Genomic DNA, 22,508 nt, shown 5'->3' with positions numbered 1-22,508 from the left:
ATATGCCTTATTAGTTGGACCGGAATTACGCGGCCCGTGCCATGGTCGAACCGGTCGGGATCTTCGACGGCGCCGCCGCGGCGCGCCCGTCCGGCCCCGGCCCGCGCCGGCGGACCCCCGGTGGCGCGCACCGCGCGGACCTTGACACGGTGGTGAAGTGACCAGCACGCGGCACGAGGAGTTCCGCGCGTACGTGGCGGCGCGCGGCCCCGTCATGCTGCGCGCCGCGATGCGGCTCACCGGCGACCGCGCCGAGGCCGAGGACCTGCTCCAGGCCGCGCTCGCCAAGACCTACCTCGCCTGGGACCGGATCCACGACCGCGACGCCGTCGACGGCTACGTCCGCCGCGCCATGGTCAACACGCAGATCTCCTGGTGGCGGCGGCGCAAGCTGGACGTCTACCCGACCGACGAGCTGCCCGACCTCCCGGTGGACGACCACACCCGGCGCAGCGAGATGCAGGACGCCCTCGGCCGCGCGCTCCGCCGCCTGCCCGCCCGGCAGCGCGCCGCCGTCGTCCTGCGCTACTACGAGGACATGCCCGAGACCGAGATCGCGGAGATCCTCGGCGTCAGTGTCGGGACCGTGAAGAGCACCGTCTCCCGGGCCATGGCCAAGCTCCGCGACGACGCGGGCCTGGAGGCCGACTTCCCGCAGCCGAACGTCCACGACTCCGACGGCCCCCACCAGGACGGCGAGGACCGCTGACCGCGCGAACCGATGACGGCGAGGGCCGGCGGCGGCGTGGACCGGGGACGGCGAGGACCGCTGACGGCGTGGAAGGGCTGGTAAGGAGCGTCTTCGAGTTGACTCCGGGGTGCTGACAAGCACCCCGGCCAGCGGACAGAATCCGGTTCACCATTGGTGCCGGACGAGGAGGCGCGCCCGTGTGGAGCACGATGCAGGACGTCCCGCTGACCATCACCTCGATCATGCGGTTCGGGACCGGGGTCTTCGGCGACCGCGAGGTGGTCACCTGGACGGCGGACGGCCCGCGCCGCCGCACCTACGCCGAGGTCGGCGAGCGCGCCGCCCGGCTCGCGAACGCGCTGCGCGCCCTCGGCGTGGACGGTGACCAGCGCGTCGGCACGTTCATGTGGAACAACGCCGAGCACCTGGAGGCGTACCTCGCGATCCCGTCCATGGGCGCGGTGCTGCACACGCTCAACATCCGGCTGTCCCCCGACCAGCTCGCCTACATCGCGGGCCACGCCGAGGACCGGGTCGTCCTGGTGGACGCGTCGCTCGTGCCGCTGCTGGCGCCCGTCCTGCCGGACATGAAGACCGTCCAGCACGTGGTCGTCGCCGGTGAGGCCGACACGACCCCGCTCGAAGGCGCGGGCAAGGAGCTGCACTCCTACGAGGACCTGCTCGCCGCCGCGTCCCCGGAGTTCGACTGGCCCGAGCTGGACGAACGCCAGGCCGCGGCCATGTGCTACACGAGCGGCACGACCGGGAATCCGAAGGGCGTCGCGTACTCGCACCGGTCGTCCTACCTGCACTCGATGTCCGCCGCGACGGGCAACGGGCTCGGCCTGAACGCCGCCGACCGCGTGCTGCCCGTCGTCCCGATGTTCCACGCGAACGCCTGGGGCCTGCCGTACGCTGCGCTGCTCGCCGGCGCGTCCCTGGTCATGCCGGACCGCTTCCTGCAGGCCGAACCGCTGATCCAGCTGATCGAGACCGAGCGTCCGACGATCGCCGGCGCCGTCCCGACGATCTGGTCGGACGTGCTGCGGCGGGTGAACGAGCACGGCGGGGACCTGTCGTCGCTGAGGCTCGTCCCGTGCGGGGGCTCGGCGGTCCCGGAGTCGCTGCTGCGCGGTTTCGACGCGCTCGGCGTCCGGATCGTCCAGGCATGGGGGATGACCGAAACCTCGCCCGTCGCGACGATGGCGCACCCGCCGATCGGGGTGACCGGGGACGACGCCGTCCGCTACCGGGTCAGCCAGGGCCGCGTCCTGGCCGGACTGGAGATCCGCATCGTCGGCGACGGCGACCGCGTCATGCCGAACGACGGCGCCGCGGTCGGCGAGGTCGAGATCCGCGGCCCGTGGATCACCGGCTCCTACGTCAAGGACGAGGACGCGGGCCGCTTCTACGACGGCTGGCTCCGCACCGGCGACGTCGGCACCCTTAGCGCCGACGGCTACCTGACCCTCACCGACCGCGCCAAGGACGTCATCAAGTCCGGCGGCGAGTGGATCTCGTCCGTCGAGCTGGAGAACCGCCTGATGGCCCATCCGGACGTCATCGAGGCCGCGGTCGTCGGCGTCCCCGACGACCGCTGGCAGGAGCGGCCGCTCGCCTCGGTCGTCCTGCGCGAGGGCGCCGCGACCACCGCCGGCCAGCTCCGCGACTTCCTCGCCGAGCACGTCCCGCACTGGCAGCTCCCGGAGCGCTGGACGTTCGTCCAGGAGGTCCCCAAGACCAGCGTCGGCAAGTTCGACAAGAAGGTCCTCCGCCGCCACTACGCCGACGGCGCCCTCGCAGTCGAACACCTCACCTGACAACCGCGCGGACGGGCCGGATCGCGCGGACGGCGGGACGCGCTGACGGGTCCGGGCGCGGACAGACCCGGACGCGCTGACGTGTCCAGGCGCGTGGACGGGCCTGGACCGCATGGACGGGCCTGGACGTGCGGACGTGTCCGGGCTCGCACACGGGCCTGGACGCGCGGACGGGCCGGGCGGGCAGGGGGTTCCTGGTCCGCGCGGCCCGTCCGGTGGGGATCAGCGCTGGGTGGCGATCTTGTTCAGCTCGTTCTGGTAGTAGAGCGGGCCGAAGCCGAAGATCAGCAGCAGGATGCCGACGCCCTGGCTGAAGCTGGGCTGGCGGCCGGCGCGGCGCTGCGCCTCGGCGAGGCCGGTGCCGAACTTGATCAGCACGATCAGCGGCCAGATGCCGAGGGTGATCCAGCCGAACAGCACCGAGCACAGGGCGCTGCCCGCGCTGGAGGCGCCGGACTCGGGGTAGGTCCGGTTCAGCTCGTCGTGGATCTTGTAGATCCAGACCAGACCGTAGATGCCGAGCGTGATGATCGGCAGGCCGAGCCAGACGGCCAGGATGTTGCGTTGCTTCATCGGTGCGGTTTCCTCCGGTGGAATCTCGGTGACCTGCGTTTTCGCGTGTGGAACGCGTGGCTGACAGGTGCATCGGAAGGGTCGGCGCGAACCGGGGATGATTCGCGGAGTCTGACACCCTTCCGTAGATCGTTGCGTCATGCTGGGGTTTTGCCGGAATCGATCGGAAAGTGGCTCAACGTTCCACTTCGCGGCCCGAGCCGGACCCCCAACGTTCCTCCGACGCAGCAAGATCGCGGACCGTTCCGTCGGCTCTCGGTAAAGCCGCGCGCTCCGTCTGCGGGCGGGCCGCCCGCCGCCACTAGGCTGGGCCGGCGTGACCGTTACAAGCGATCTTGATGGCGTGCCGCGCCCTGCCCCGTCCGCCTGCCCGATGTGCGGGACCCTCGTCCGCGACTCCGCGCCCGCCGGGGACGACCTGCTGGCCCTCAGACCCTGCGGCTGCGTGGTCGAGAATCCGCGCTAGGGCTCACCGCGCGCACGAGCCGCCCCACACATGGAGACGCCCCGCGTGCACGAAACTCGTGCACGCGGGGCGTTCGCTGCTTGCCGGGCCGGGCGGTTTCGGACGGTCGTCCGCGGGACGGTCAGGAGGCGTCCCAGGCCACGTTGACCTGGCCTTCGTCGGCTCGCTGGATGGACAGGCCGTCGGTGCTGACCGGGTCCTTGAAGTAGACGACGGCCTTGGACTTGGTGCTGTCCACGGTCACCTGCTGCACCGACCAGCCGTTCGCGTCGTGCACGGCGACGCGGAGCTGGGCGGGCGGGAGGTTCTGGAGGCCGTTGTCGCAGACGAAGCCGATCGCCTTCAGCGCGCCGCGCGGGAAGGAGACCGGCGTGACGGCGTTGGCGCCGTTGTTCAGCTGTCCGTAGGGCATGTCGTCCTCTTCGGTCGGAGGGGGCGGCGGGGGGATCGGCGGCGTCGGGTCGGACCCGACGCGCCACTGGCCGTAGTCGTCGTGGACGGCGCGGTCGTAGTCGAGGCCGACGCCGTTGATGACGTGGTCGTTGGAGTACTGCTGGAGCTGCGCGCGCTTGTCCCAGCGCCCGCCGGACCAGGCGTAGGTCTGCCAGCCCCAGTGGATCTTGCCGGCGTCGAACGCGCGCTTGATCGGGCCGTACCCGCCGTAGAGGCCGACGCGGGACCGGCCGAGGACGGCGGCCGCGCCGTCCAGGTAGGCGTTGATCGCGGTCTGCTGTCCCGATGTCGCGTCGAAGTCGACCGCGAAGTAGATCGGCCGGTCGGCGGGCATGCCGCAGGCGCGGGCCTGCTTGGCCGCGTCGGTCGCGTCGGCGATCCCGGCCGCGCGCCCGCCGAGCGCGCGGGAGGCCGTGCTCTCCCACACCACGACGAGGTACAGTCCCGCGCGGGACAGCTCGTCCGCCTCGGCGCGGGTCAGGTTCTTCCCGGACGTGTCATGCGAGAGGTAGCGGCAGGCGAACTTCACTCCGGCGCGTTTGAGCGCGCCGGGCCCGGGACGTCCCCAGGCGTAGTCGACGCCGAAGATGCTCACCACGGGTCCTTCCGTCCTGCGTCCCCGGCTGCGGGGCGATCAGAGGGCACTGTGCCATGTTCGCCGCCAGGCTTCAGGTGAAACGCCCGAGTAGCCGTGTTCGTGGGGTCCCGGCCCGGTTCCGGACGCGTAGGGATATCCCTGCGGGGTGATTTTTCAGGGGTTCGAATGGTGCTGAAAGGGTACGTGGGTGTATCCAGAGTGGGCCCTATTGTCCGGACGTCCCGTGGCGTGCGGGGCCCCGTTCGCTGCGGGAGCGCACATGCCCAGGTGGTCACCGCCCGACGTCGCGACCCGTCGGCTCCTCCGGAAGCTGAACGACGGCGACGCCGACGCGCTGGCCATGCTCTATGACCATTACGCTGAGCGACTGTTCGACTATGCGGTCGTGATGACGGCCGACATCCGGGTGGCGGACGACGTCGTCCACGACGCACTTGTGGACGCCTGGCGACGCGCCCCGCGCCTCCGCGACCACTCCAATCTGCGGATCTGGCTGTACGGCGCCGTTCGCCGACGCTGCCTCCAGCGGGGCCGTGCGCGCGAGCTGCACTGGCTGCCGAACCGCCCCTTCTGCTTCCCGGGCCAGCCCGCCTCCGACTACCCGGGCCAACCGGGGGGCGACGGTCCCGAGCCGCGTCCGAGCGTCGTGCTCCCGCCCACGTCCGAGCTTCGCTCCTTCCTCGATTCCGCCATGAACCGGCTGGATTCCAGCGAACGCGAACTGCTCGTGCTGACCGTCCGGCATGGACTGCACCCGTCCGAACTGGCCCTTCTATGGGGACTCTCCCGCCGCCGCGTCACCGCGCTCAACAGCGACGCCCGCAAGGAACTGGAGTCCGCCCTCCAGGACGCCCTGACCGTAACCGCGCAATCGTGCTCCACCTGGACGTCCCACACATCCGAGGAGCGCGCCGACACGCACACCCCGGACACATGGACATCGGAAGCACTACGCGAAACACGTGCCTCCGGCATAGAAACACCCAGGCCACGTGGCGATGCGCACACGTCGGACGCGCGGCGCGAAGCGCGCGGCTCCGGCATGGAAGCGCCCAAATCGCGTGACGATGCGCGCGCCTCGGATGCGTGGGCGTCGGACGCGCGCCGCGAAACGCGTGGCTCCGGCATGGAAGCGCCGAAGCCGCGTGACGATGTGCGCGCCTCGGAGGCGTGGGCGTCGGATGCGCGGCGCGAAACGCGTGGCTCTGACATGGAAGCGCCGAAGCCGCGTGACGATGTGCGCGCCTCGGATGCGTGGGCCTCGGACGTGCGCCGCGAAACGCGCCCCACCGGCATGGAAGCGCCCAGGCCGCGTGGCGATGCGCATGGTTCTGGTGGGCGGGCGTCCGAGGCGCGTGTTTCGGACGGCTGGGCATCGGATTCGCGCGCGGCGGCGGAATCGGCTGGTTCGGGCGAGCCGGCGCCGGAAGTCCGTCGCGGTTCGGGTGCTGAGGCGCCCGCGTCCCGCAGTGATGTGCGTTCGTCCGTCTTCGGCGGAACGCCGGAAGGCGCCGAAGTGCGCAAGGCGCGTGCGTCGGCCGTGCGGGAGACGGACGCGCAGGCGCCGGACGGGGGCCGCGAGTCGCGCATGTCCGGCATGCGGACGGTCGTCCCGAGCCGAGGCCGGACGCGGATCCGAGCGCGTTCCGTGCTGCGGCTCAACACTCCCCCGCGCCCCGGCGGCAGCGGACGCTCCGGAAGCGGTGGTGCTGGACGGCGTCCAGCCCAGGCAGGCGGACGGCGCGCAGCGACGCGTGCCCGGTTCAGGGCGGACGACGCGCCGGGCAACGGACGCGCCGAAACCCCGGGACCGCCCGCGGACATCCTGGACAGCGCGCTGAACGAGCACATCCGGAAGTGCGCGCCCTGCAAGGCGCGCGAGCAGTTGCGCGCGTGCAGCCTGCTGACGCTCGCGCCCGCGCCCGAGCCGTCCGAGGCGCTGCGGCGGCGCGTCCTGCACACGGCGACCGACCCTGAGCTGGCCGGATACCGCGCCGACATCGCTGCGCGCGGCGGTGCGCTGACCCCCGAGGGGCTGCCGACGCAGCCGGACGTCCCGTCCCCGTTCGCGCGGCGCTGGATGTTCGCGACGGGCGGGATGGGCGGCGCGCTGCTCACCGCGCTCGCCGTCATCGTGTTCATGGGGTCCCAGCTGGGCGTGCCGACGTTCGACTGGCCGTATACGCATCCGAACACGACCAGAACCCAGGCCGGGCCGCCGCACCACTCCGCGAAGGACGGCGGACCCGAAGGCCCCGGAGGAGACGGCGACAGCGGTCCCGTCCCGCCGTCTCCGCAGCTCGACGACCCGTCCAGGCCGCCGACGTCCGACCCGGGCAAGACCGGGAGGCCGCCGGTGAGCACGCCGCCGACGGTGCCCACCTCGCCGCCGGGTTCGCCGCGTCCGGGCACACTGCGCATTCTGACCACGAAGCTCGAACTTTACGGACGCACCTCGGGCACGATCCGGCTCAAGGCCGTGGACGGCCCGGTCACGTGGACCGGCGCGTCCTCCAGCACCCAGGTCACCCTCCAGGACCGTTCCGGCGGCCTCTCCCCGAACGGCTCCAGGGACCTCCTGGTCACGCTCCACACCGGCCTGATCAACCTGCCCGGCCGCGCCAAGCTCACCTTCACGACCCCCCACGGCCCCCCGCAGGAGGTCACCGTCGTCTGGGGAATCTCACTCCTCTGACCCCGCCTAGGGCGCTGCTCTTCTGACCGCGCCTAGGGCGCTGCTCTTCTGACCGCGCCCGGGGTGCAGCTCTTCGGACCCCGCCTGGGGTGCAGCTCCTCCAACCCCGCCACGCCCCAGCCCGCACGCAGTTCGCGCACGTCCGAGCCGCCCTCGCGACAGCCCGCCGGGAGATTCACTCCTCCGAGCCCGCCGGCACTCCCGCCATGTGGTCGCGGATCGTTTCCAGCTGCTCGCCGAGGGCCGCCTGCACGCGGGTCTCCATGGCGCGCGCGATGAACGGGTCGACGACCATCTTCACCAGCGGACGCATGCGCCGGACGACCTCGGCGACCTCCCCGAGCTCCTCGCCGGTCGGCACCGGGCCGTCCTCCAGGCGCCGGAAGACGTGCTCGTGGACGAGGTCGACGAAGCGTCCGGCGATGACGTCGCAGTCGTCCCGGATCTGCTGGGCGATGTCGAACACGGCGTCCAGCGGGATCCCGGCGGCGACCAGCTCCGCGCCGACGTGCAGCAGCCTCGGGGAGGGCACCCGGAAGTGGTCGCCGTCGGGCTCCACGAACCCCAGGCGGATGGCGCGGTCCAGGTCGTCCGCCACCTGGTCGTCATTACGGCCGGGCCCGAACGTGGCGATCAGCTCGTCCAGAGTGACCAGGCCGGGCAGCTCGTCCGACCACGGATCGGTGAGGACCTTCTCCAGGCCCAGCACGTCCCCGACGTCCCGGCCGGTCTCCCAGGCCGCCAGCAGGTCCTTGATGATCACGGACGAGTAGCCGCGCGCGAGCAGCTTGCCGATCAGCCGCAGCCGGGCCAGGTGGCTGTCGTCGTAGAACCCGACCCGCCCCTCCAGCCGCGGCGGGGGCAGCAGCCCCCGGTCCTGGTAGGCGCGGACGTTGCGGACGGTCGTCCCCGCCGCCCTCGCGAGCTCGTCGATCCGGTACCCGGACATGCTCCCCGCTTCCGCCGCTTGACCCCGCTCGATCTTACGCGCCACCCTTGGCTCATCGCCGGATGAGACATCGCGAGGTGCCGCAGTGGTCGATCCGCAGGTCGCGCAGGAGATCGAGGAGACCCTGCTCGCCGACCGCCTGAAATACACCCGGGCCCAGGTCGAGGAGCTGGCCGGGATGCCCCCCGAGAAGGCCCGCCGCATCTGGCAGACGCTCGGCTTCCCCGCCCCGGACGAGGACGAGGTCGCCTTCACCGAGAGCGACGTTCGCGCGCTCGTCGAGATCGAGCGCCTCGTCGCGGACGGCCTGGTCGACTCGGACGGCATGCTCCAGCTCGTCCGCGCCGTCGGCCAGACCATGGGCCGCCTCGCCAGCTGGGTCGTCGACGTGTGGCTCCCGAGCGCCGCGGCCGCCCTGCCCGAGGACGTCGAGCTCAGCCCGGAGACCGTGTCGGCCGTCCTCGGCCTCACCGAGGAGCTCCGTCCCCGCTTCGAATGGCTCCTCCTGCACGGCTGGCGCCGCCAGCTCGCCGCCGCCGGCCTCCGCGTGACCGCCGCCAGCGGCGACGCGTCCGGCGACCCCGCCATGGGCGTCGCCCGCCTCGCCGTCGGCTTCGCCGACATCGTCTCCTTCACGTCCCTCAGCCGCCGCATGGAGGGCTCCGCCCTCGCCGAGTTCGTCGAGCGCTTCGAGGCCGTCACCGCCGAAACCGTCGCCGACCTGGGCGGACGCATCGTCAAGACCCTCGGCGACGAAGCCTTCTTCGTCGCCCCCGACCCGCGAGCCGTCGCTGAGATCGGCATCAGCCTCGCCGAACGCCACAACACCGACCCGAACTTCCCCATCGTCCGCGTCGGCCTCGCCTACGGCGAAGTCGTCCTCCGCCTGGGCGACGTCTTCGGCACCCCCGTCAACCTCGCCGCCCGCCTCACCGCCGCCGCCCACCGAGGCACCATCCTCATCGACAGCGCCCTGGCCGCCGAACTCCCCCCCACCTACGAAACAACCCCCCTACGCCCCCGCCACCTCCAAGGCCTAGGCCGAACCCGCCCCCACCGCCTCCGCCCCCACCCCTAACCCCCAACACCCACGCTCCGCCCGACGCCACCCCCCGCACCCACGCTCGCCCCGCGCCCCATCCGCGCCCGTCCTGACAGCGCTCGCATCGCGCGTGCTGTCGGCCCGCCCCGGCCCCTGGCCGCCGCAACATGGCCGCATCACGCATCGAGCCGCCGCAGCCTCCGTCCCGACCCCTGCGCCCAACCCCCGCCCAGACCGCCCGCAGCCTCCGCGCCCACCACTTGCGCCCCGCCCCCACGCCGCGCGCCCTGCCCCCGCGCCGCGTGCCGTGCCCCCGCGCCGCGCGCCGTGCCCCCGCGCCGCGTGCCGTGCCCCCGCGCCGTGCCCCCGCGCCGCGCGCCGTGCCCCCGCGCCGCGCGCCGTGCCCCCGCGCCGCGCGCCCTGTCCCCGCACCGCGCCGCACCGCAGCTTTGACCCCACCTCGCGCGCCGCAATCCCCGCCCGGGCTGCGTGCACCGTGGCCACGGCCGAATCCACCCCGCCGCGTGCGCCCCTGCCCCCTGCCCCTGCACCAAGCTCCAGCCTGGGCCCTGACGCACCTGCGGCGCCCGCCGCTGCACCCCGCGCTTGGCCCGCGTCGCGCGCGGTGGCCTGAGCGAACCCGCCCACTGCGTCCACCCCGAACCCGCGCATTTACCTTCCGCCCGGCATCCCGTCCGGCACGCCCGTGGCACCCGCGCTTAGCACCTGCACTCGACATCTGCGCTTGGTCCTGCACCGCGCGCCATGGCCGCGCTGCGCTATGGCCCCGCACTGCGCGTGCGCTTGTCTCGCCCGACGCTGCCCGCCGCAGCAATGCCCGCATCGCGCGCGCCGAAGCGCCGAACCCACCCCACTGCCTCCATCCCATCCCCTGCGCCCAACTCCCGGTCCGGGGACGCCCCCGCGGCATCCGCGTCCAGTGCTTGCGCTCGGCCTCCACCGGGCTCGCCATGGCCGCGCACCGCAGCGTTGGCCCCGCATCGCGCGTGCAATCTCGGCCCCCGGGGCGCGTGTGCTTGGCCTCTGGCGAACTCCCCGCCTGCGTCCGCTCCGAAGTCCCGGCGCGTCGGCGGCATCTCCGTTTGGGAGTTGGGTTTGGGGCACGGTGCGCCGCAGGTCGGCGTGGGGTGCGGCGGGGGGCTTGGGCTGGGGGGCTTGGGTTGTGCTCGTTGTGGGTTTGGCGGCGGGGGCGGTGGGCTGTCTTGGCGGGGGGGGTGGTTAGGGGAGGGGGCGTTGGGGGGCGGGGCGGGGTTGCGGGGAGGTTCGGGTGGGGGTGGTGGGACGGGGTGGGGTGGTCGGGTCGGCGTCGGAGCGGGTCCAGACGTCGAGGATCATGAGGGTCTTGGTGCCGGTCACGTTGCCCGCGCGGCGGAGGGTGTCGATGACCTGCTGGAGGTGGCGCATGTCGCGGGCGCGGATGCTGACCAGGGCGTCGGGGTCGCCGGCGGTGGTGTAGATCGCCTGGACCTCGGGGGCGACGGTGGCGGTGCGGATGATCTCGCTGACCGGGGCGGACCCGGCGTAGCGCAGCTCGGTGAAGGCCTCGATGCCCCAGCCCAGCTTGGCGTAGTCGATCTGGGCGGTGAAGCCGGTGATCACGCCGAGCTCGCGCAGCCGGTCGACGCGGCGCTTCACGGCGGCGACGGAGAGGCCGACCCTCTCCGCCATCTCGGAGAAGGTGCGGCGGGCGTCCTGGCGGAGCAGGCGGAGCAGGGCGTGGTCGATGTCGTCCAGCTCGGTCATCGGTGGTCTCCTCACGCAAACTGCGGGGCGAAATGCCAGGTCCCAGTATAAATCTTTGCGTCTTTTGGGGCGTATGTCGGCAGTTACTTGCGTTCGTCCGTTTCGAGGTGGTGTGCTCCACGCCACAGGGCCGTGAACAAGGAGGTTCGATGGGCGTCCGGCTTGACGACAGGTACACCGCTCGCGAGGGGCGAGTACTGATCTCGGGCGTCCAGGCGCTGGTGCGGCTGACCCTGGAGCAGCGGTGGCTGGACGAGTCGCGCGGCATCGACACGCGCGCGTTCGTGTCCGGCTACCAGGGCTCGCCCCTCGGCGGCGTCGACCTGGAGATGGGCCGCGCCGCGAAGTTCCTGGACGAGGTCGGGGTGGTGTTCCAGGCGGGGCTCAACGAGGAGCTCGCCGCCACCGCCGTCGCCGGAACCCAGCTGCTCGGCCAGGTGCCGGGCCGCCGCCATGAGGGCGTGACCGGGTACTGGTACGGCAAGAACCCCGGCCTCGACCGGGCGGCGGACGCCATCCGGCACGCACAGCTCGCCGGGACCGCCGCCGTCGGGGGCGCGGTCGCGTGGATCGGGGACGACCCCGCCAGCAAGTCGTCCACGGTGCCGAGCTCGTGCGAGCCGATGGCGCAGAGCCTCGCCCTGCCGCTGCTCGCGCCCGGCACGGTCGCCGAGATCATCGAGTTCGGCCTGCACGCCGTCGCGCTGTCCCGCGCCAGCGGCCTCTGGGCCGGACTGAAGATCGTCGCGGACATCGCCGACGCGTCCGCCGTGGTGGACCTGGAGGAGATCCGCCGCAACATCCCCATGCCCGTCCGCGAGGACCGCAAGGTGCCGACCCTGGTCGGACCCGCCTCGCTGGACGCCGAACACGACATGCTCACCCGGCGCCTCGACATCGCCCGCGCCTACGCCCGCGAGGCTGGCCTCAACCGGATCACGTTCGGCGCGGAGAACACCGCGCTCGGCATTATCGCCTCCGGCACCCAGTACGCCGTCGTCCAGCGCGCCCTGACCGACCTGGGCCTGGACGAGGCGGCCATGAACGACCTCGGCCTCCGCCTCATCCGCCTGGGCATGCCCTTCCCGCTCGACGACGCCGAACTGGCGCGCATGACCGCCGACCTGGACGAGGTCCTCGTCGTCGAGGACAAGGTCCCGTTCCTCGAACAGCACCTCAAGGCCGTCCTCTACGACCACGCCAATGCCACCTCGGCACTCACCCGGACCAAGTCCGCCTCCGAAGCCGACACGGCGTCCCGCGCAGGGGCTGAGGCGGCGTCCGGCATCGAAGCCGACGCGGTCTCGGGTACCTGGGGCAACGTCGCGTCCGGCGCCGAGGCCGTCGTGGCGTCCGCTGCCGGGGCCGGTGCGGCGTCTGGTGTCGAAGCCGACGTGGTGTCCGGTGCCGACGTTGTGTCCGGTGTTGTGGCGGCGTCCGGCGCCGGAGCCGGTGCGGCCTCGGACTCGCGGGCGGACGTGGTGTCCGCGGTCGGTGAGGTGAAGGTGCCTCGGGTGATCGGGCGCCGCGGGGCGGACGGCAAGGAGCTGCTGCCCTCACGCGGGACCGTCGGGGCCGAGGACGTCGTGCGGGCGCTGGTCGCGCGGTTCGGCGCCGAGCGGCTGCCGAAGGCCGCGGCCGTGCTGCCGAAGGCCCGGAAGAAGGGGCGCCTGTCGCTGCCGGTCGTGGCGGCGCGCACGCCGTACTTCTGCTCGGGCTGCCCGCACAACGCTTCCACCAAGGCGTCGGACGACACGCTCGTCGGCGTCGGCATCGGCTGCCACGTGATGATCGCGCTGGACGGCGCGGGGCGCGGCAACCAGCTCGGCCTCACCCAGATGGGCGGCGAGGGCACCCAGTGGATCGGCCTCGCGCCGTTCACCGCGGACAACCACTTCGTCCAGAACCTCGGGGACGGCACGTTCCACCACTCGGGGTCGCTGGCGATCCGCGCCGCCGTCGCGGCCGGGGTCAAGATGACCTACAAGCTGCTGTACAACGACGCCGTCGCCATGACGGGCGGCCAGAAGGCCGAAGGCCGCCTGGACATCCCGACGCTCACCCGCTGGCTCGCGCTGGAAGGCGTCCGCCGCGTGGTGATCACGACGGACTCCCCGGCCGACTACCGGGGCGTTACGCTCGACCCGATCGCGCACGTCCGGCACCGGGACGACCTGCCCGACGTGGACGCCGAGCTGGCCGCGCTGGACGGCGTGACCGTGCTGATCCACGACGATCGCTGCGCCGCCGAGGAGCGCCGCCTGCGCAAGCGCGGCAAGCTCCCGACGCCCGCCGAGAAGGTGCTGATCAACGAGCGCGTGTGCGAGGGCTGCGGCGACTGCGGCGAGCAGTCCACCTGCCTCTCGGTGCAGCCGGTGGAGACCGAGTTCGGCCGCAAGACCCGCATTCACCAGGCGTCATGTAACACCGACCTTTCCTGTCTCAAGGGCGACTGCCCGTCCTTCCTGCTGGTCGAGCCGGGGACGCGCAAGCAGCGTCCGCTGCCCGCGCTGCCGGTCGCGCTGACCGAGCCGGTCCGCCGGTTCGGCGGCGCCGACGTCCTGCTCCGGATGCCCGGCATCGGCGGCACCGGCGTCGTGACCGTCTCGCAGATCCTGCAGATGGCGGCCCGGCTGGACGGCTCCTACGCCGCCGGCCTGGAGCAGACCGGACTGGCGCAGAAGGGCGGACCGGTCGTCAGCGACCTGCGCTTCTCCACCGCGCCGGTGCCCGGCGCGCTGCGCGCCACGCGAGGCACGGCCGACGTCCTGCTCGGCTTCGACCTGCTCGGCGCGGCCGCGGACAGCAACCTCGCCACCGCCGAGCCCGGCCGGACGGTCGCGGTCGTGAACACCGCGCTCGTCCCGACGGCGGCGATGGTCACCGGCCGCGTGGCGCTGCCCGGCTCCCCGGACGAGGCGCTCACCCGCGTCGAGTCGGCCACCCACCGCGCCGAGAACCTCTACCTGGACGCGCAGGGGCTCTCCGAGACCCTGTTCGGCGACCACATGCCCGCGAACATGGTCCTGGTCGGCGCCGCCTACCAGCACGGCTGCCTGCCGGTCTCCGCCGACGCGATCGAGGACGCGATCCGCCTCAACGGCGCGGCCGTCGACAAGAACCTGGCCGCGTTCCGCTGGGGACGGGCCGCCGCGCTGGACCCCAAGGCCGTCCAGGCGGCGGTCGAGCCCCCGGCGCGTCCGCTGATCCAGCTCACGCCGGTCGCCAAGGGCATCGTCGAGCAGGCGGCCCCCGCTGTGGGAGGGGCCGAGCTCGAAGAAGCCCTCAGCATTCGGGTCGCCGATCTGGTCGAGTTCCAGAACGAGAACTACGCGCGCAGCTACGCCGAGGACGTCCGGCACGTCACGGCGCTGGCCGCCGAGCGCGTCGGCGAGGACGCCGCCCTGCGCGTCGGTCTCGCTTACGCCACCTCCCTTCACAAGCTGATGGCCTACAAGGACGAATACGAGGTCGCCCGGCTGCACCTGGACCCCGTGGAGCGGGCCAAGCGCGAGGACGAGTTCGGTGCGGACGCCAAGGTCTCGGTCATGCTGCACCCGCCGGTGCTCCGAGCCCTCGGCATGAAGCGGAAGATCAAGCTGACCCGGACCGCCCCGGTCGCGTTCCGTGCCCTGCGCGCCGCGCGTGGCTTGCGCGGCACCGCCCTCGACGTGTTCGGCTACGCCGAGGTCCGCCGGATCGAGCGCGAGCTCGTCCAGGAGTACCGGGGCCTGATGCGGGACGCCCTCGCCCACCTCACCCCCGGCACCGTCCCCGCCGTGGTCGACCTCGCCCGGCTGCCCGAGACCGTCCGCGGCTACGAGGACATCAAGCTCGCCCGCGTCGCCGAGTACCGCGAGCGCGCCCACGCCGCGCTCGCCGACCTCGCCGCCGCCGGACGCGCCGACCGCCCGCACCAACTCGCCTGACCCGCCCAACGGCCGCACCCACCGCCCCCATCCCGCGGCCCTCGCCACCACGGGACGGACACCCCGGCCAGACCGGCTCGCCAGCCGTTCGCTGCCTGACCCGCCCCACGGATCAGGCAGCCGCAGGTCCGGCGATCCGGCCAGGCCGACCGATCGCCTCACCCTGCGGCCCGGGACGGACGACCCGGCCTTCAGCTCGCCCGCCCCATCCCGCGGCCCTCGCCACCACGGGACGGACGGACCGGGCAGATCCGCTCGCCGAGCCCTACCGCGGACCTCGTGGCCCCGGGACGGGCTCAACCGGACTCGCGCCGCCAGCCACGCGAGACCGGCCACGTCCGCCCGGCCGGGCGGGACCGGGCCCGCACGTCCGGTCTGGTCTGACCGGCTGGGCGGGACTTGGCCTGCACGTCCGGTCTGGTTTGGCCGGGTCTGCGGGCCGGGCGGGTGAGACTGGTCAGGCTGGGTTGCCTGGCCGGTCTTGGCGAGTTCCGCCATCGCGGGATGGGGGCGGCCGTCTGGGCTGGCTTGCTTGATCTGTGACGGCTGGGCTCCGATCCGCGACCTCCATCGTCGGGGGCGGTGGCCTGGAGTGGAAGCTGGGCCTCGAACTGTGGATAACTTCGAGGCAAGGCGGGTTTTGCTAGTGGTGCCCTTGGAGGAAGACCGATGACCGTCGAACGTCTACTGCCGAGCGAAGAAGCGCGCGATCTCATCGCTTTGACGCGGGAGCTTGCCGACAAAGAGCTTCTGACCCGCGTGAGCGAGCACGAGCGCGCTGAGACCTATCCCGAGGGGCTCTTCGCGATCCTCGGGGAGGCTGGGCTGCTCGGCCTGCCCTACCCGGAGGAGTTCGGCGGCGGTGGCCAGCCTTACGAGGTGTACCTGCAGGTCATCGAGGAGCTGTCGGCGCGCTGGGCGGCCGTGGCAGTCGCCACCAGCGTCCACACGCTCGCGAGTTTCCCGCTGTTCACGTTCGGGACGCCCGAGCAGAAGGAGCGCTGGCTTCCGGAAATGCTCGGCGGCGGCACGATCGGCGGTTACAGCCTGTCCGAGCCGCATGCGGGGTCCGACGCGTCCGCCCTGACCTGCAAGGCCGAGCGGACGGACGGCGGCTACCGGATCACCGGCACCAAGTCGTGGATCACGCACGGCGGCCGCGCCGACTTCTACTCGCTGTTCGCCCGCACCGGCGACTCGATCTCCTGCTTCCTCGCGCCGGGCCAGGTCGAGGGCCTCACTTTCGGACGTCCCGAAGAGAAGATGGGACTGCATGCCGTCCCCACGACCACGGCGCACTGGGACGGCGCGCTTCTGGACGCCGAACGCCTCATCGGCGCCGAGGGCGATGGCCTCCGCATCGCCTTCAGCGCCCTCGATTCCGGACGTCTCGGCATCGCCTCCTGCGCCGTCGGTCTGGCCCAGGCGGCCCTGGACCATGCCGTTGCGTACGCCAAGGAACGCACCACTTTCGGTCGCCGCATTATCGACCACCAGGGCCTCGGCTTCCTGCTCGCCGACATGGCCGCCGCCGTGACGTCCGCCCGCGCGACCTACCTCGATGCCGCCCGTCGCCGCGATCTGGGCCTGCCCTACTCGCGCGAGGCGTCGGTGGCCAAGCTGACCGCCACGGATGCCGCCATGAAGGTCACCACGGACGCCGTGCAGGTCCTGGGCGGCAACGGCTACACGCGCGACTTCCCGGTGGAACGCTTCATGCGCGAGGCCAAGATCATGCAGATCTTCGAGGGTACCAACCAGATCCAGCGCCTCGTCATCGCCCGCTCCCTGGCCAAGTAGCCCGAAAGGCAGAAACGCGCCTCCGCTCCCAGCGGAGTGGAGGCGCGTTTGCCTTCCAAGGCGAGCAAACGCCGTCCGGAAGGTGCATGCGGCGTGAGAGTGCCTGGCACCGTGCGGGAAGCGCGGGCCGCGTGATCGTGCCTGCACGCCCGTGGAAGCTTGTGCGGGATGTGGGTCCCTGCGCGCGCGTATGGAAGCTTGTGGGGGATGTGGGTGCCTGCGCGCGCGTATGGAAGCTTGTGGGGGATGTGGGTGCCTGCGCGCGCGTATGGAAGCTTGTGCGAGATGTCGGTGCCTGCGCGCGTGTGGAAAGTTGTGCTGCGTGAGGGTGCCCGCATGTGGGTCGGAAGTTCGTGCAGCGTCGGGAAGTAGCCGGCGCGCTCGGTCGCATGCGCGTTGAGCGCCTTCGGGTGCGGGCGGCGTGGCGAGGGGCATGTTTTTGTGGCGTCGGGGTGGGGCTGAAGTGGCGGATGGAGGGTCAGGCTCCGCGCAGGATTTGCAGGAGGGCGGTGCCGCGGGGGGTGGTGAAGTTCTCGACCAGCCCGGAGATGACGGTCGCGGTGGTCGTTACGGTGATGCCCGACTGCTGGAGTCTGCGCAGGGTGGTCTCGTGGCCGAACTGGGTCATGCTGCCGCAGGCGTCGGCGACGAAGTGCACCTGGAAGCCGTCCGCGGCCGCGTGCAAGGCGGGCCAGACGCCGCAGACCTCCGAGCCGACGCCGGCGGTGATGATCGTGGTGCGGTCGGCGGCCTTGAGGGCGGCCGCCACGGACGGGTGGTCGAGGGCGTCGACGGTTCCGGGGCGTTCCGTCCGGTCGGCGTGGGCCTGCGGGACGGCCTGGGCGAGGCCGGGGAGCAGCGGCCCGTTGTCCTTCTCGATGCTGCTGGTCAGGACGATCGGCATCCCGACTTCGCGGGCAGCCTTGGCGAGCGCGACGGCGTTGCGGCGGACGGTTTCGGCGGACGGGTACTGCACTCGCTCGACGATGCCGACCTGGTGGTCGACGAGCAGCAGCAGGGCGGTGTCGGCGTCGTAGCGCTGGAACGTCATGTCGGTGCGTACCTTTCTGTTGGCTGGTGGTCGGTCGTCTGTTCTGTGCTCCGCGATGTCCCCGGACGGGGCGATGTCCCCGGACGTTGCGTTCGTCCGGTCAGGTAGGCGCCGGCGAGGACGAGGGCGCAGCCGGGAATCGCGGCCAGCGGGACGTGCTCGTGGACGGTCAGCGCGCCGAGGACGAGCGCGACGGCAGGGACGAGGTAGACCGCCACGGAGGCGCGGGCGGATCCGACGCGTCCGGCAAGCGTGGTGAAGGCGACGAACGCGACCGCCGTGCTGAGCACCGCCAGCGCGCCGACTGCCAGTACGCCGGACGGCGTCACGTCAGCCGGAGGCCCGGCGACGATGCCCGCGGGCAGTTGGAGAACCAAGGAGACGAGCAGCGCTCGCCAGATGACCGGGAGCGCGCCGTACTGCTGCTGCAGCGGCCCGGCGAGCGTGAACGCGACGCCGTAGAGGACGGTCGCGGCGAGCACGAGCGCCACCCCGACCCAGGACGCCGCAGAGCCGGACGCCGACGGCCAGGTCATCACCGCGACGCCGAGGAATCCGATCAGCAGGCTGCCGACCAGGCGCGCACCGGGCAGCCGGCGGCCGGCGATCGTGGTGAAGACCGCCGTCCACAGCGGTGCGGTGGCGTTCAGCATGCCCGCCATGGACGAGCTGACCCGCTGCTCGGCCAGCGGGAAGAGCATGAACGGGACGGCCATCCAGACCAGGCCGAGCAGGGCCACGCGCGGCCAGGCCCGCCACGGCAGGCTCCGCCGCGCCGCCGGGACGAGGGCCAGCGTCGCGACCGCCAGTCCGGATCGTCCGAGCGCCACCCAGACGATCGGCAGCCTCTCCGCGCCTAGCTTGATGAACAGGAAGGATGAGCCCCACAGCGCCGCGACCGAGGCGAACAACATCCAGTCACGGGCTTGGAACGGACCGCTGGTTTCCACCTGCCAAGGATCCGGCGAGGAGCACGCCGGAGTCTTGAACGGATGTGCGGTATGTCCCCGGAGTGATGCCGACGATCCGGCGGAACCACCGCGTCATATGCGGCTGGTCGGTGAATCCGACCGCGGCGGCCACCTCGTCCAACCGGTTCCCGCAGGCGAGCAGCTCGCGCGCTCGCTTGACGCGGTACTGGGCCAACCATTCCGAAGGCGCCATGCCCGTCCCGCTCCGGAACGCGCGAATCAGCTGGTACCGGGACAAGCCCAGTTCCTCCGCCAGGGCGGTAAGTGACGGCGGGCTACACAACTGCCCCGACAGGCGCTCGATCACCGCTTCGGTAGTACGGGCCGCCGCACGGGACGAGGGGACATGCTCCTGCCCGTCCGGCTGTGTCGCGTGGCGCCGGATCAGCAGCCGAAGCGCCATCTCTAGGCGAGTCTCCGCTTCCAGCGTTTCGCACCCGGCCGATAGGGCGGCATAGAGAAACGCGAGCAACTCGGCCAGGCGCGCATCGTCCAGGACGGCGTCAGTGAACCGCGGTAGGCGCGACCCGAACAACTCCACCGGCGCGTACATCACCCGGTACGAATAGCCCGCCACGACCGTGGGGTCAGCCGGACGTCCCGTATGCGGAACCCCCGGCTCCAGCACCAGCACGCTGCCCGGGCCCGCCGCATGCTCGGCGCCCCGGTAACGGCACCGCTGCAAGCCACGCGTGGGGACGCTCACGACGAACTCATCGTGCGTATGCGGGGCGAACTCGTGCCTAGTGAAACGGGCGTCGAGCAGGTCGAGGCGGACGCCGTTCACCTGTCGCAGCCGGGTCCAGTCCGCCTGCTCCGGCACTCGCGCCCGTGCGCTCACAAACCCGTCCATACCCGTCGCCACGACCGGGAAGCCACCGAGAAGGCGGGGGCCGTGCCGTCCTGTCCGGAAGGACGGCACGGGGCCGGTGACGGGTGGGTCACCGGTGACGTTGGATCACCAGGCGACGAGTGGGTCACCAGGCGACGGGTGGGTCACCAGTTGTTGTCGTCGGAGTCGTCCGAGATGTAGTCGTTGTCGCTGAAATCGTTGTAGTCGTTGTTGGTCACGTACTCGTTGTTGGTCTCGTAGATGACCTGCTTCGGCTCGTCGTCGTCCAGCATCTCGTTGATGAGCGCGCCGCCGACGAGGCCCGCCGCGCCCGCCGCCGCGACGCCGCCCCAGCCGGGACCGCGGCGGTGGTGGCGGTCGTAGTCGCCGTCGTAGCCTCCGTGCGGGTATCCGGCGGCCGGGTATCCGGGCTGGACGGGGTAGCCCGCCTGCGGGTAGCCGGCCTGGGGGTAGCCGGGTTGCGGGGCCGGGTAGCCGGGCTGGCCGGTGGCCATCTGCTGCTGGTAGGTGGCCCAGCGCTGCGCGCAGGCCGGGCACGCGGTGACGTTGCGCGCCGCGCCCCACTGCGGCGTCCACAGGATGTTCTGCGTCCCCGGACCATGCGCCGCATCAAAGAAACATGTCATCGAACACTCCCAAGACTTGGAGGGACAAGCCCGTGTGGGCAACGCCTGGCGCGATTCGCCGGTTCCCCACCATGCCGATGATGCCTGGTCCGTGTTTAGCGTTCTGCAAACACGCAGGTGAAGCTCGCCTGTGACGCCTGTGACGCCTGTGTCCCTAGGAGCACGTTGGACGTGTGGTGCACCAGGACGTGGTGCGTTGGGACGTGCCCAGCGCGGGTGTTCCGGAAGCGATGTGGCGTGCCGCGCGAAGCCTGACGAGTTCGTTCAGCGGGAATGGCGTTGGGCTCGGAGGCGCAGGAGTTCGGCGCTTTCCTGGTCCGCTGGCAGGAACGCTTCCAGGTGGAGTTCGGCGAGCGTGATGTCGGTGGCGGTCGCGAACGACGTCAGCGTGGTGATCAGGCGGAGTTCCCCGTCCGAGGTCGCCAGCCGCATCGGCACGGAGAAGCCGAGGTGGTCGGGCCCGACGGCGGGTTCCGGGACGTAGGAGGCGAGTTCCTCGACGAATTCGTCAAGCCGCGCGTCCGGGCTGCGCCGCGAGAGGGCGCGGAGGTTCTCGATGACGTGCCGGCCCCACTCGTCCAGGTTGCGGACGCGGGGTGCCATGCCTTTCGGGTGGAGCATGAGCCGGATCATATTGACCGGCGGTTCGAGCAGTTCGGGCGACGCGTCCTCGGTGAAGACCTCGACGGCGTCATTGGCCCCGACGACGCGTCCGTAAGGCGCGACGACGAGCGCCGGATACGGCATGTGGCCGATCAGGATCTGCTCAAGCGCGGACCGGACCGGACGCAGCGACTCCTCGTCCAAGCCGGTCTCCTTGAACACCGGCGCGTAGCCGGCCGTGGTGAGCAGGTCGTTCCGCTCCCGAAGCGACAACCTGAGCGATTCGGCGAGGCGGATGACGATGGCGCGTCCGGGCCGCGAGCGGCCGCTTTCGATAAAGCTCAGATGCCGTTGGGTCGTGCCCGCCAGCAAGGCCAGCTCAAGCTGGCTGATCCGCCGGACGGAGCGCCAGTGCTTCAACTGCGGGCCGACGCCGGAACGTTCGATCGTGCTGCTCACGCCACAGTTGTACTCGCTTTCCGCGCGCCCGGCGATTCCCGCCAGGGAATTGTCCGGTGGCGCGGCACGAAGAACGATCGTCCGGCGATGGCCGAGCCGGACCCCGGCTGCCCCGGCCCGTACGCACGACACCGTTCGAGAGGCTAATCATGAAGAGCTACCACCTCGATCCCGGACACGGTCTGGACGGCCTGACGATTCGGGAGCACGACGTTCCGGAGCCCGGCCGCAGGCAGGTCGTGGTGAAAGTGCACGCGAACTCGCTCGGATTCCGCGACCTCATGGTGCTGGCGAACAAATACGTCCTGCCCATCACTCCCGGCGTGATTCCGGGCTGCGAGGGCGTGGGCGAGGTCGTCGCCGTCGGACCGGACGTCTCGCAGGTCAAGCCGGGTGACCGGGTCGCCGCGACCGTCTTCCCGCGCTGGCTGGACGGCCCGTTCCGGCGCGAGAACGCCGCCCAGCTCGGCACGATGATCGACGGGATGCTGACCGAATACGCCGTGCTGGACGAGGACGGCGTCGTCCCCATTCCGTCGCACTTGTCATACGAGGAGGCGGCCGCATTTCCGCTGGCGGCCGTAACGGCGTGGAACGCGCTGACCATCGGGAATCCGCTTCGTCCGGGCGCGTCCGTCCTGACGCTCGGTTCGGGTGCGGTGTCCCTGTTCGTCCTGCAGCTCGCGAAGCTGGCGGGCGCAAGGGTGATCATCACCACGTCCAGCGCCGCCAAGGCCGAGCGGCTCCGCGAGCTCGGCGCGGACGAGGTGATCGACTACCGCGAGACGCCCGCCTGGGACGAGGCCGTGCGCGACCTGACCGGCGGCGTCGGCGTCGACCGCGTCGTGGACCCGGCCGGACCGCTCGCGATGTCGCTGAAGTCGGTCGCGCCCACCGGCGAGATCGCGCTCGTCGGCAGCTGGCTGTCCGGCGAGGCGGGCGCCACGCCGGTCGCGCCTTCGGCGATCTTCATGGCGGGCTCCTCGATCCACCGCATCGCCACCGGCAGCCGCGCCCACTACCTCGACCTCAACCGCGCCGTCGAGGCCCACCGGCTCCGCCCGGTCATCGACCGCGTGTTCCCCTTCGAGAAGGTCGCGGACGCCTACGAGTACTGCACCTCGGGCGCCGGATTCGGCAAGATCATCATTACCCACGGCTGACG

At 71.8% G+C, this 22,508-nt stretch carries 17 protein-coding genes; 8 read left to right on the top strand and 9 right to left on the bottom strand.

Going from position 1 to position 22,508, the window contains the following annotated elements:
* Positions 1-157 precede the first annotated feature (157 nt).
* Both FHU30_RS16525 and FHU30_RS16520 read left to right on the top strand, forming a co-directional pair.
* Positions 158-709: a SigE family RNA polymerase sigma factor gene (locus FHU30_RS16525; RefSeq protein ID WP_253876694.1), complete on the top strand. Its 552-nt coding sequence runs from the start codon at positions 158-160 to the stop codon at positions 707-709.
* 179 nt (positions 710-888) lie between these two features.
* On the top strand, positions 889-2,511 hold the full coding sequence (locus tag FHU30_RS16520) for a long-chain fatty acid--CoA ligase (RefSeq protein ID WP_253876692.1): 1,623 nt from the start codon (positions 889-891) through the stop codon (positions 2,509-2,511).
* A gap of 222 nt (positions 2,512-2,733) precedes the next feature.
* On the opposite strand, the gene FHU30_RS16515 is transcribed toward FHU30_RS16520, so the two are convergent.
* Positions 2,734-3,084: a DUF4234 domain-containing protein gene (locus FHU30_RS16515; protein WP_253876690.1), complete on the bottom strand. Its 351-nt coding sequence runs from the start codon at positions 3,082-3,084 to the stop codon at positions 2,734-2,736.
* A gap of 343 nt (positions 3,085-3,427) precedes the next feature.
* Here FHU30_RS16515 and FHU30_RS46120 point away from each other — a divergent pair, with 343 nt between their 5' ends.
* A complete protein-coding gene (locus FHU30_RS46120; protein ID WP_301323142.1) occupies positions 3,428-3,550 on the top strand; it encodes a hypothetical protein in 123 nt (40 codons plus the stop codon).
* A 121-nt stretch (positions 3,551-3,671) separates the two neighbouring features.
* Here FHU30_RS46120 and FHU30_RS16510 read toward each other — a convergent pair whose 3' ends face one another.
* Positions 3,672-4,598: a DUF1906 domain-containing protein gene (locus FHU30_RS16510; protein ID WP_253876688.1), complete on the bottom strand. Its 927-nt coding sequence runs from the start codon at positions 4,596-4,598 to the stop codon at positions 3,672-3,674.
* Between the two features lie 262 nt (positions 4,599-4,860).
* Between FHU30_RS16510 and FHU30_RS16505 the strand changes: the two genes are divergently transcribed.
* Positions 4,861-7,296, top strand: coding sequence for a sigma-70 family RNA polymerase sigma factor (locus tag FHU30_RS16505; protein WP_253876686.1), 2,436 nt, complete (start codon positions 4,861-4,863; stop codon positions 7,294-7,296).
* A 175-nt stretch (positions 7,297-7,471) separates the two neighbouring features.
* On the opposite strand, the gene FHU30_RS16500 is transcribed toward FHU30_RS16505, so the two are convergent.
* On the bottom strand, positions 7,472-8,245 hold the full coding sequence (locus tag FHU30_RS16500) for a MerR family transcriptional regulator (protein WP_253876684.1): 774 nt from the start codon (positions 8,243-8,245) through the stop codon (positions 7,472-7,474).
* A gap of 85 nt (positions 8,246-8,330) precedes the next feature.
* Here FHU30_RS16500 and FHU30_RS16495 point away from each other — a divergent pair, with 85 nt between their 5' ends.
* Positions 8,331-9,323, top strand: a complete 993-nt coding sequence (locus FHU30_RS16495) for an adenylate/guanylate cyclase domain-containing protein (RefSeq protein WP_253876682.1) — start codon at positions 8,331-8,333, stop codon at positions 9,321-9,323.
* A 1,203-nt stretch (positions 9,324-10,526) separates the two neighbouring features.
* On the opposite strand, the gene FHU30_RS16490 is transcribed toward FHU30_RS16495, so the two are convergent.
* On the bottom strand, positions 10,527-11,051 hold the full coding sequence (locus tag FHU30_RS16490; protein ID WP_253876680.1) for an Lrp/AsnC family transcriptional regulator: 525 nt from the start codon (positions 11,049-11,051) through the stop codon (positions 10,527-10,529).
* A gap of 149 nt (positions 11,052-11,200) precedes the next feature.
* Between FHU30_RS16490 and FHU30_RS16485 the strand changes: the two genes are divergently transcribed.
* Positions 11,201-14,980, top strand: coding sequence for an indolepyruvate ferredoxin oxidoreductase family protein (locus tag FHU30_RS16485; protein ID WP_253876678.1), 3,780 nt, complete (start codon positions 11,201-11,203; stop codon positions 14,978-14,980).
* Positions 14,981-15,649: 669 nt separating this feature from the next.
* Positions 15,650-16,780 (top strand): acyl-CoA dehydrogenase family protein, encoded by a 1,131-nt coding sequence (locus FHU30_RS16480; protein ID WP_253876676.1) that lies wholly within the window; start codon positions 15,650-15,652, stop codon positions 16,778-16,780.
* Between the two features lie 478 nt (positions 16,781-17,258).
* Here FHU30_RS16480 and FHU30_RS16475 read toward each other — a convergent pair whose 3' ends face one another.
* From FHU30_RS16475 to FHU30_RS16455, 5 genes are all read right to left on the bottom strand, one after another.
* On the bottom strand, positions 17,259-17,831 hold the full coding sequence (locus tag FHU30_RS16475; RefSeq protein ID WP_253876673.1) for an isochorismatase family protein: 573 nt from the start codon (positions 17,829-17,831) through the stop codon (positions 17,259-17,261).
* Positions 17,828-18,781, bottom strand: coding sequence for a DMT family transporter (locus FHU30_RS16470; RefSeq protein WP_253876671.1), 954 nt, complete (start codon positions 18,779-18,781; stop codon positions 17,828-17,830). The genes FHU30_RS16475 and FHU30_RS16470 overlap by 4 nt, the downstream gene beginning before the upstream one ends.
* Positions 18,750-19,643, bottom strand: coding sequence for an AraC family transcriptional regulator (locus tag FHU30_RS16465; protein WP_253876669.1), 894 nt, complete (start codon positions 19,641-19,643; stop codon positions 18,750-18,752). The genes FHU30_RS16470 and FHU30_RS16465 overlap by 32 nt, the downstream gene beginning before the upstream one ends.
* Before the next feature lie 155 nt (positions 19,644-19,798).
* A complete protein-coding gene (locus FHU30_RS16460; RefSeq protein ID WP_253876667.1) occupies positions 19,799-20,281 on the bottom strand; it encodes a DUF2076 domain-containing protein in 483 nt (160 codons plus the stop codon).
* 264 nt (positions 20,282-20,545) lie between these two features.
* Positions 20,546-21,343 (bottom strand): helix-turn-helix domain-containing protein, encoded by a 798-nt coding sequence (locus tag FHU30_RS16455; RefSeq protein WP_253876665.1) that lies wholly within the window; start codon positions 21,341-21,343, stop codon positions 20,546-20,548.
* Between the two features lie 149 nt (positions 21,344-21,492).
* Between FHU30_RS16455 and FHU30_RS16450 the strand changes: the two genes are divergently transcribed.
* Complete coding sequence (locus FHU30_RS16450; RefSeq protein WP_253876664.1) at positions 21,493-22,506, top strand: zinc-dependent alcohol dehydrogenase family protein; 1,014 nt, start codon at positions 21,493-21,495, stop codon at positions 22,504-22,506.
* Positions 22,507-22,508 lie beyond the last annotated feature (2 nt).

The sequence above is a fragment of the Actinomadura rupiterrae genome (assembly GCF_024172125.1).
Classification (GTDB): domain Bacteria; phylum Actinomycetota; class Actinomycetes; order Streptosporangiales; family Streptosporangiaceae; genus Spirillospora; species Spirillospora rupiterrae.
The sequence above is the reverse complement of the archived record's forward strand: the minus strand, read 5'-3'. Positions and strand labels throughout refer to the sequence as shown.

Coding starts and splice junctions, on each gene's coding strand:
- FHU30_RS16515 (WP_253876690.1), bottom strand. CDS start 3,084: ATGAAGCAACGCAACATCCTGGCCGTCTGGCTCGGCCTGCCGATCATC.
- FHU30_RS16505 (WP_253876686.1), top strand. CDS start 4,861: ATGCCCAGGTGGTCACCGCCCGACGTCGCGACCCGTCGGCTCCTCCGG.
- FHU30_RS16500 (WP_253876684.1), bottom strand. CDS start 8,245: ATGTCCGGGTACCGGATCGACGAGCTCGCGAGGGCGGCGGGGACGACC.
- FHU30_RS16490 (WP_253876680.1), bottom strand. CDS start 11,051: ATGACCGAGCTGGACGACATCGACCACGCCCTGCTCCGCCTGCTCCGC.
- FHU30_RS16485 (WP_253876678.1), top strand. CDS start 11,201: ATGGGCGTCCGGCTTGACGACAGGTACACCGCTCGCGAGGGGCGAGTA.
- FHU30_RS16480 (WP_253876676.1), top strand. CDS start 15,650: ATGACCGTCGAACGTCTACTGCCGAGCGAAGAAGCGCGCGATCTCATC.
- FHU30_RS16475 (WP_253876673.1), bottom strand. CDS start 17,831: ATGACGTTCCAGCGCTACGACGCCGACACCGCCCTGCTGCTGCTCGTC.
- FHU30_RS16460 (WP_253876667.1), bottom strand. CDS start 20,281: ATGACATGTTTCTTTGATGCGGCGCATGGTCCGGGGACGCAGAACATC.
- FHU30_RS16450 (WP_253876664.1), top strand. CDS start 21,493: ATGAAGAGCTACCACCTCGATCCCGGACACGGTCTGGACGGCCTGACG.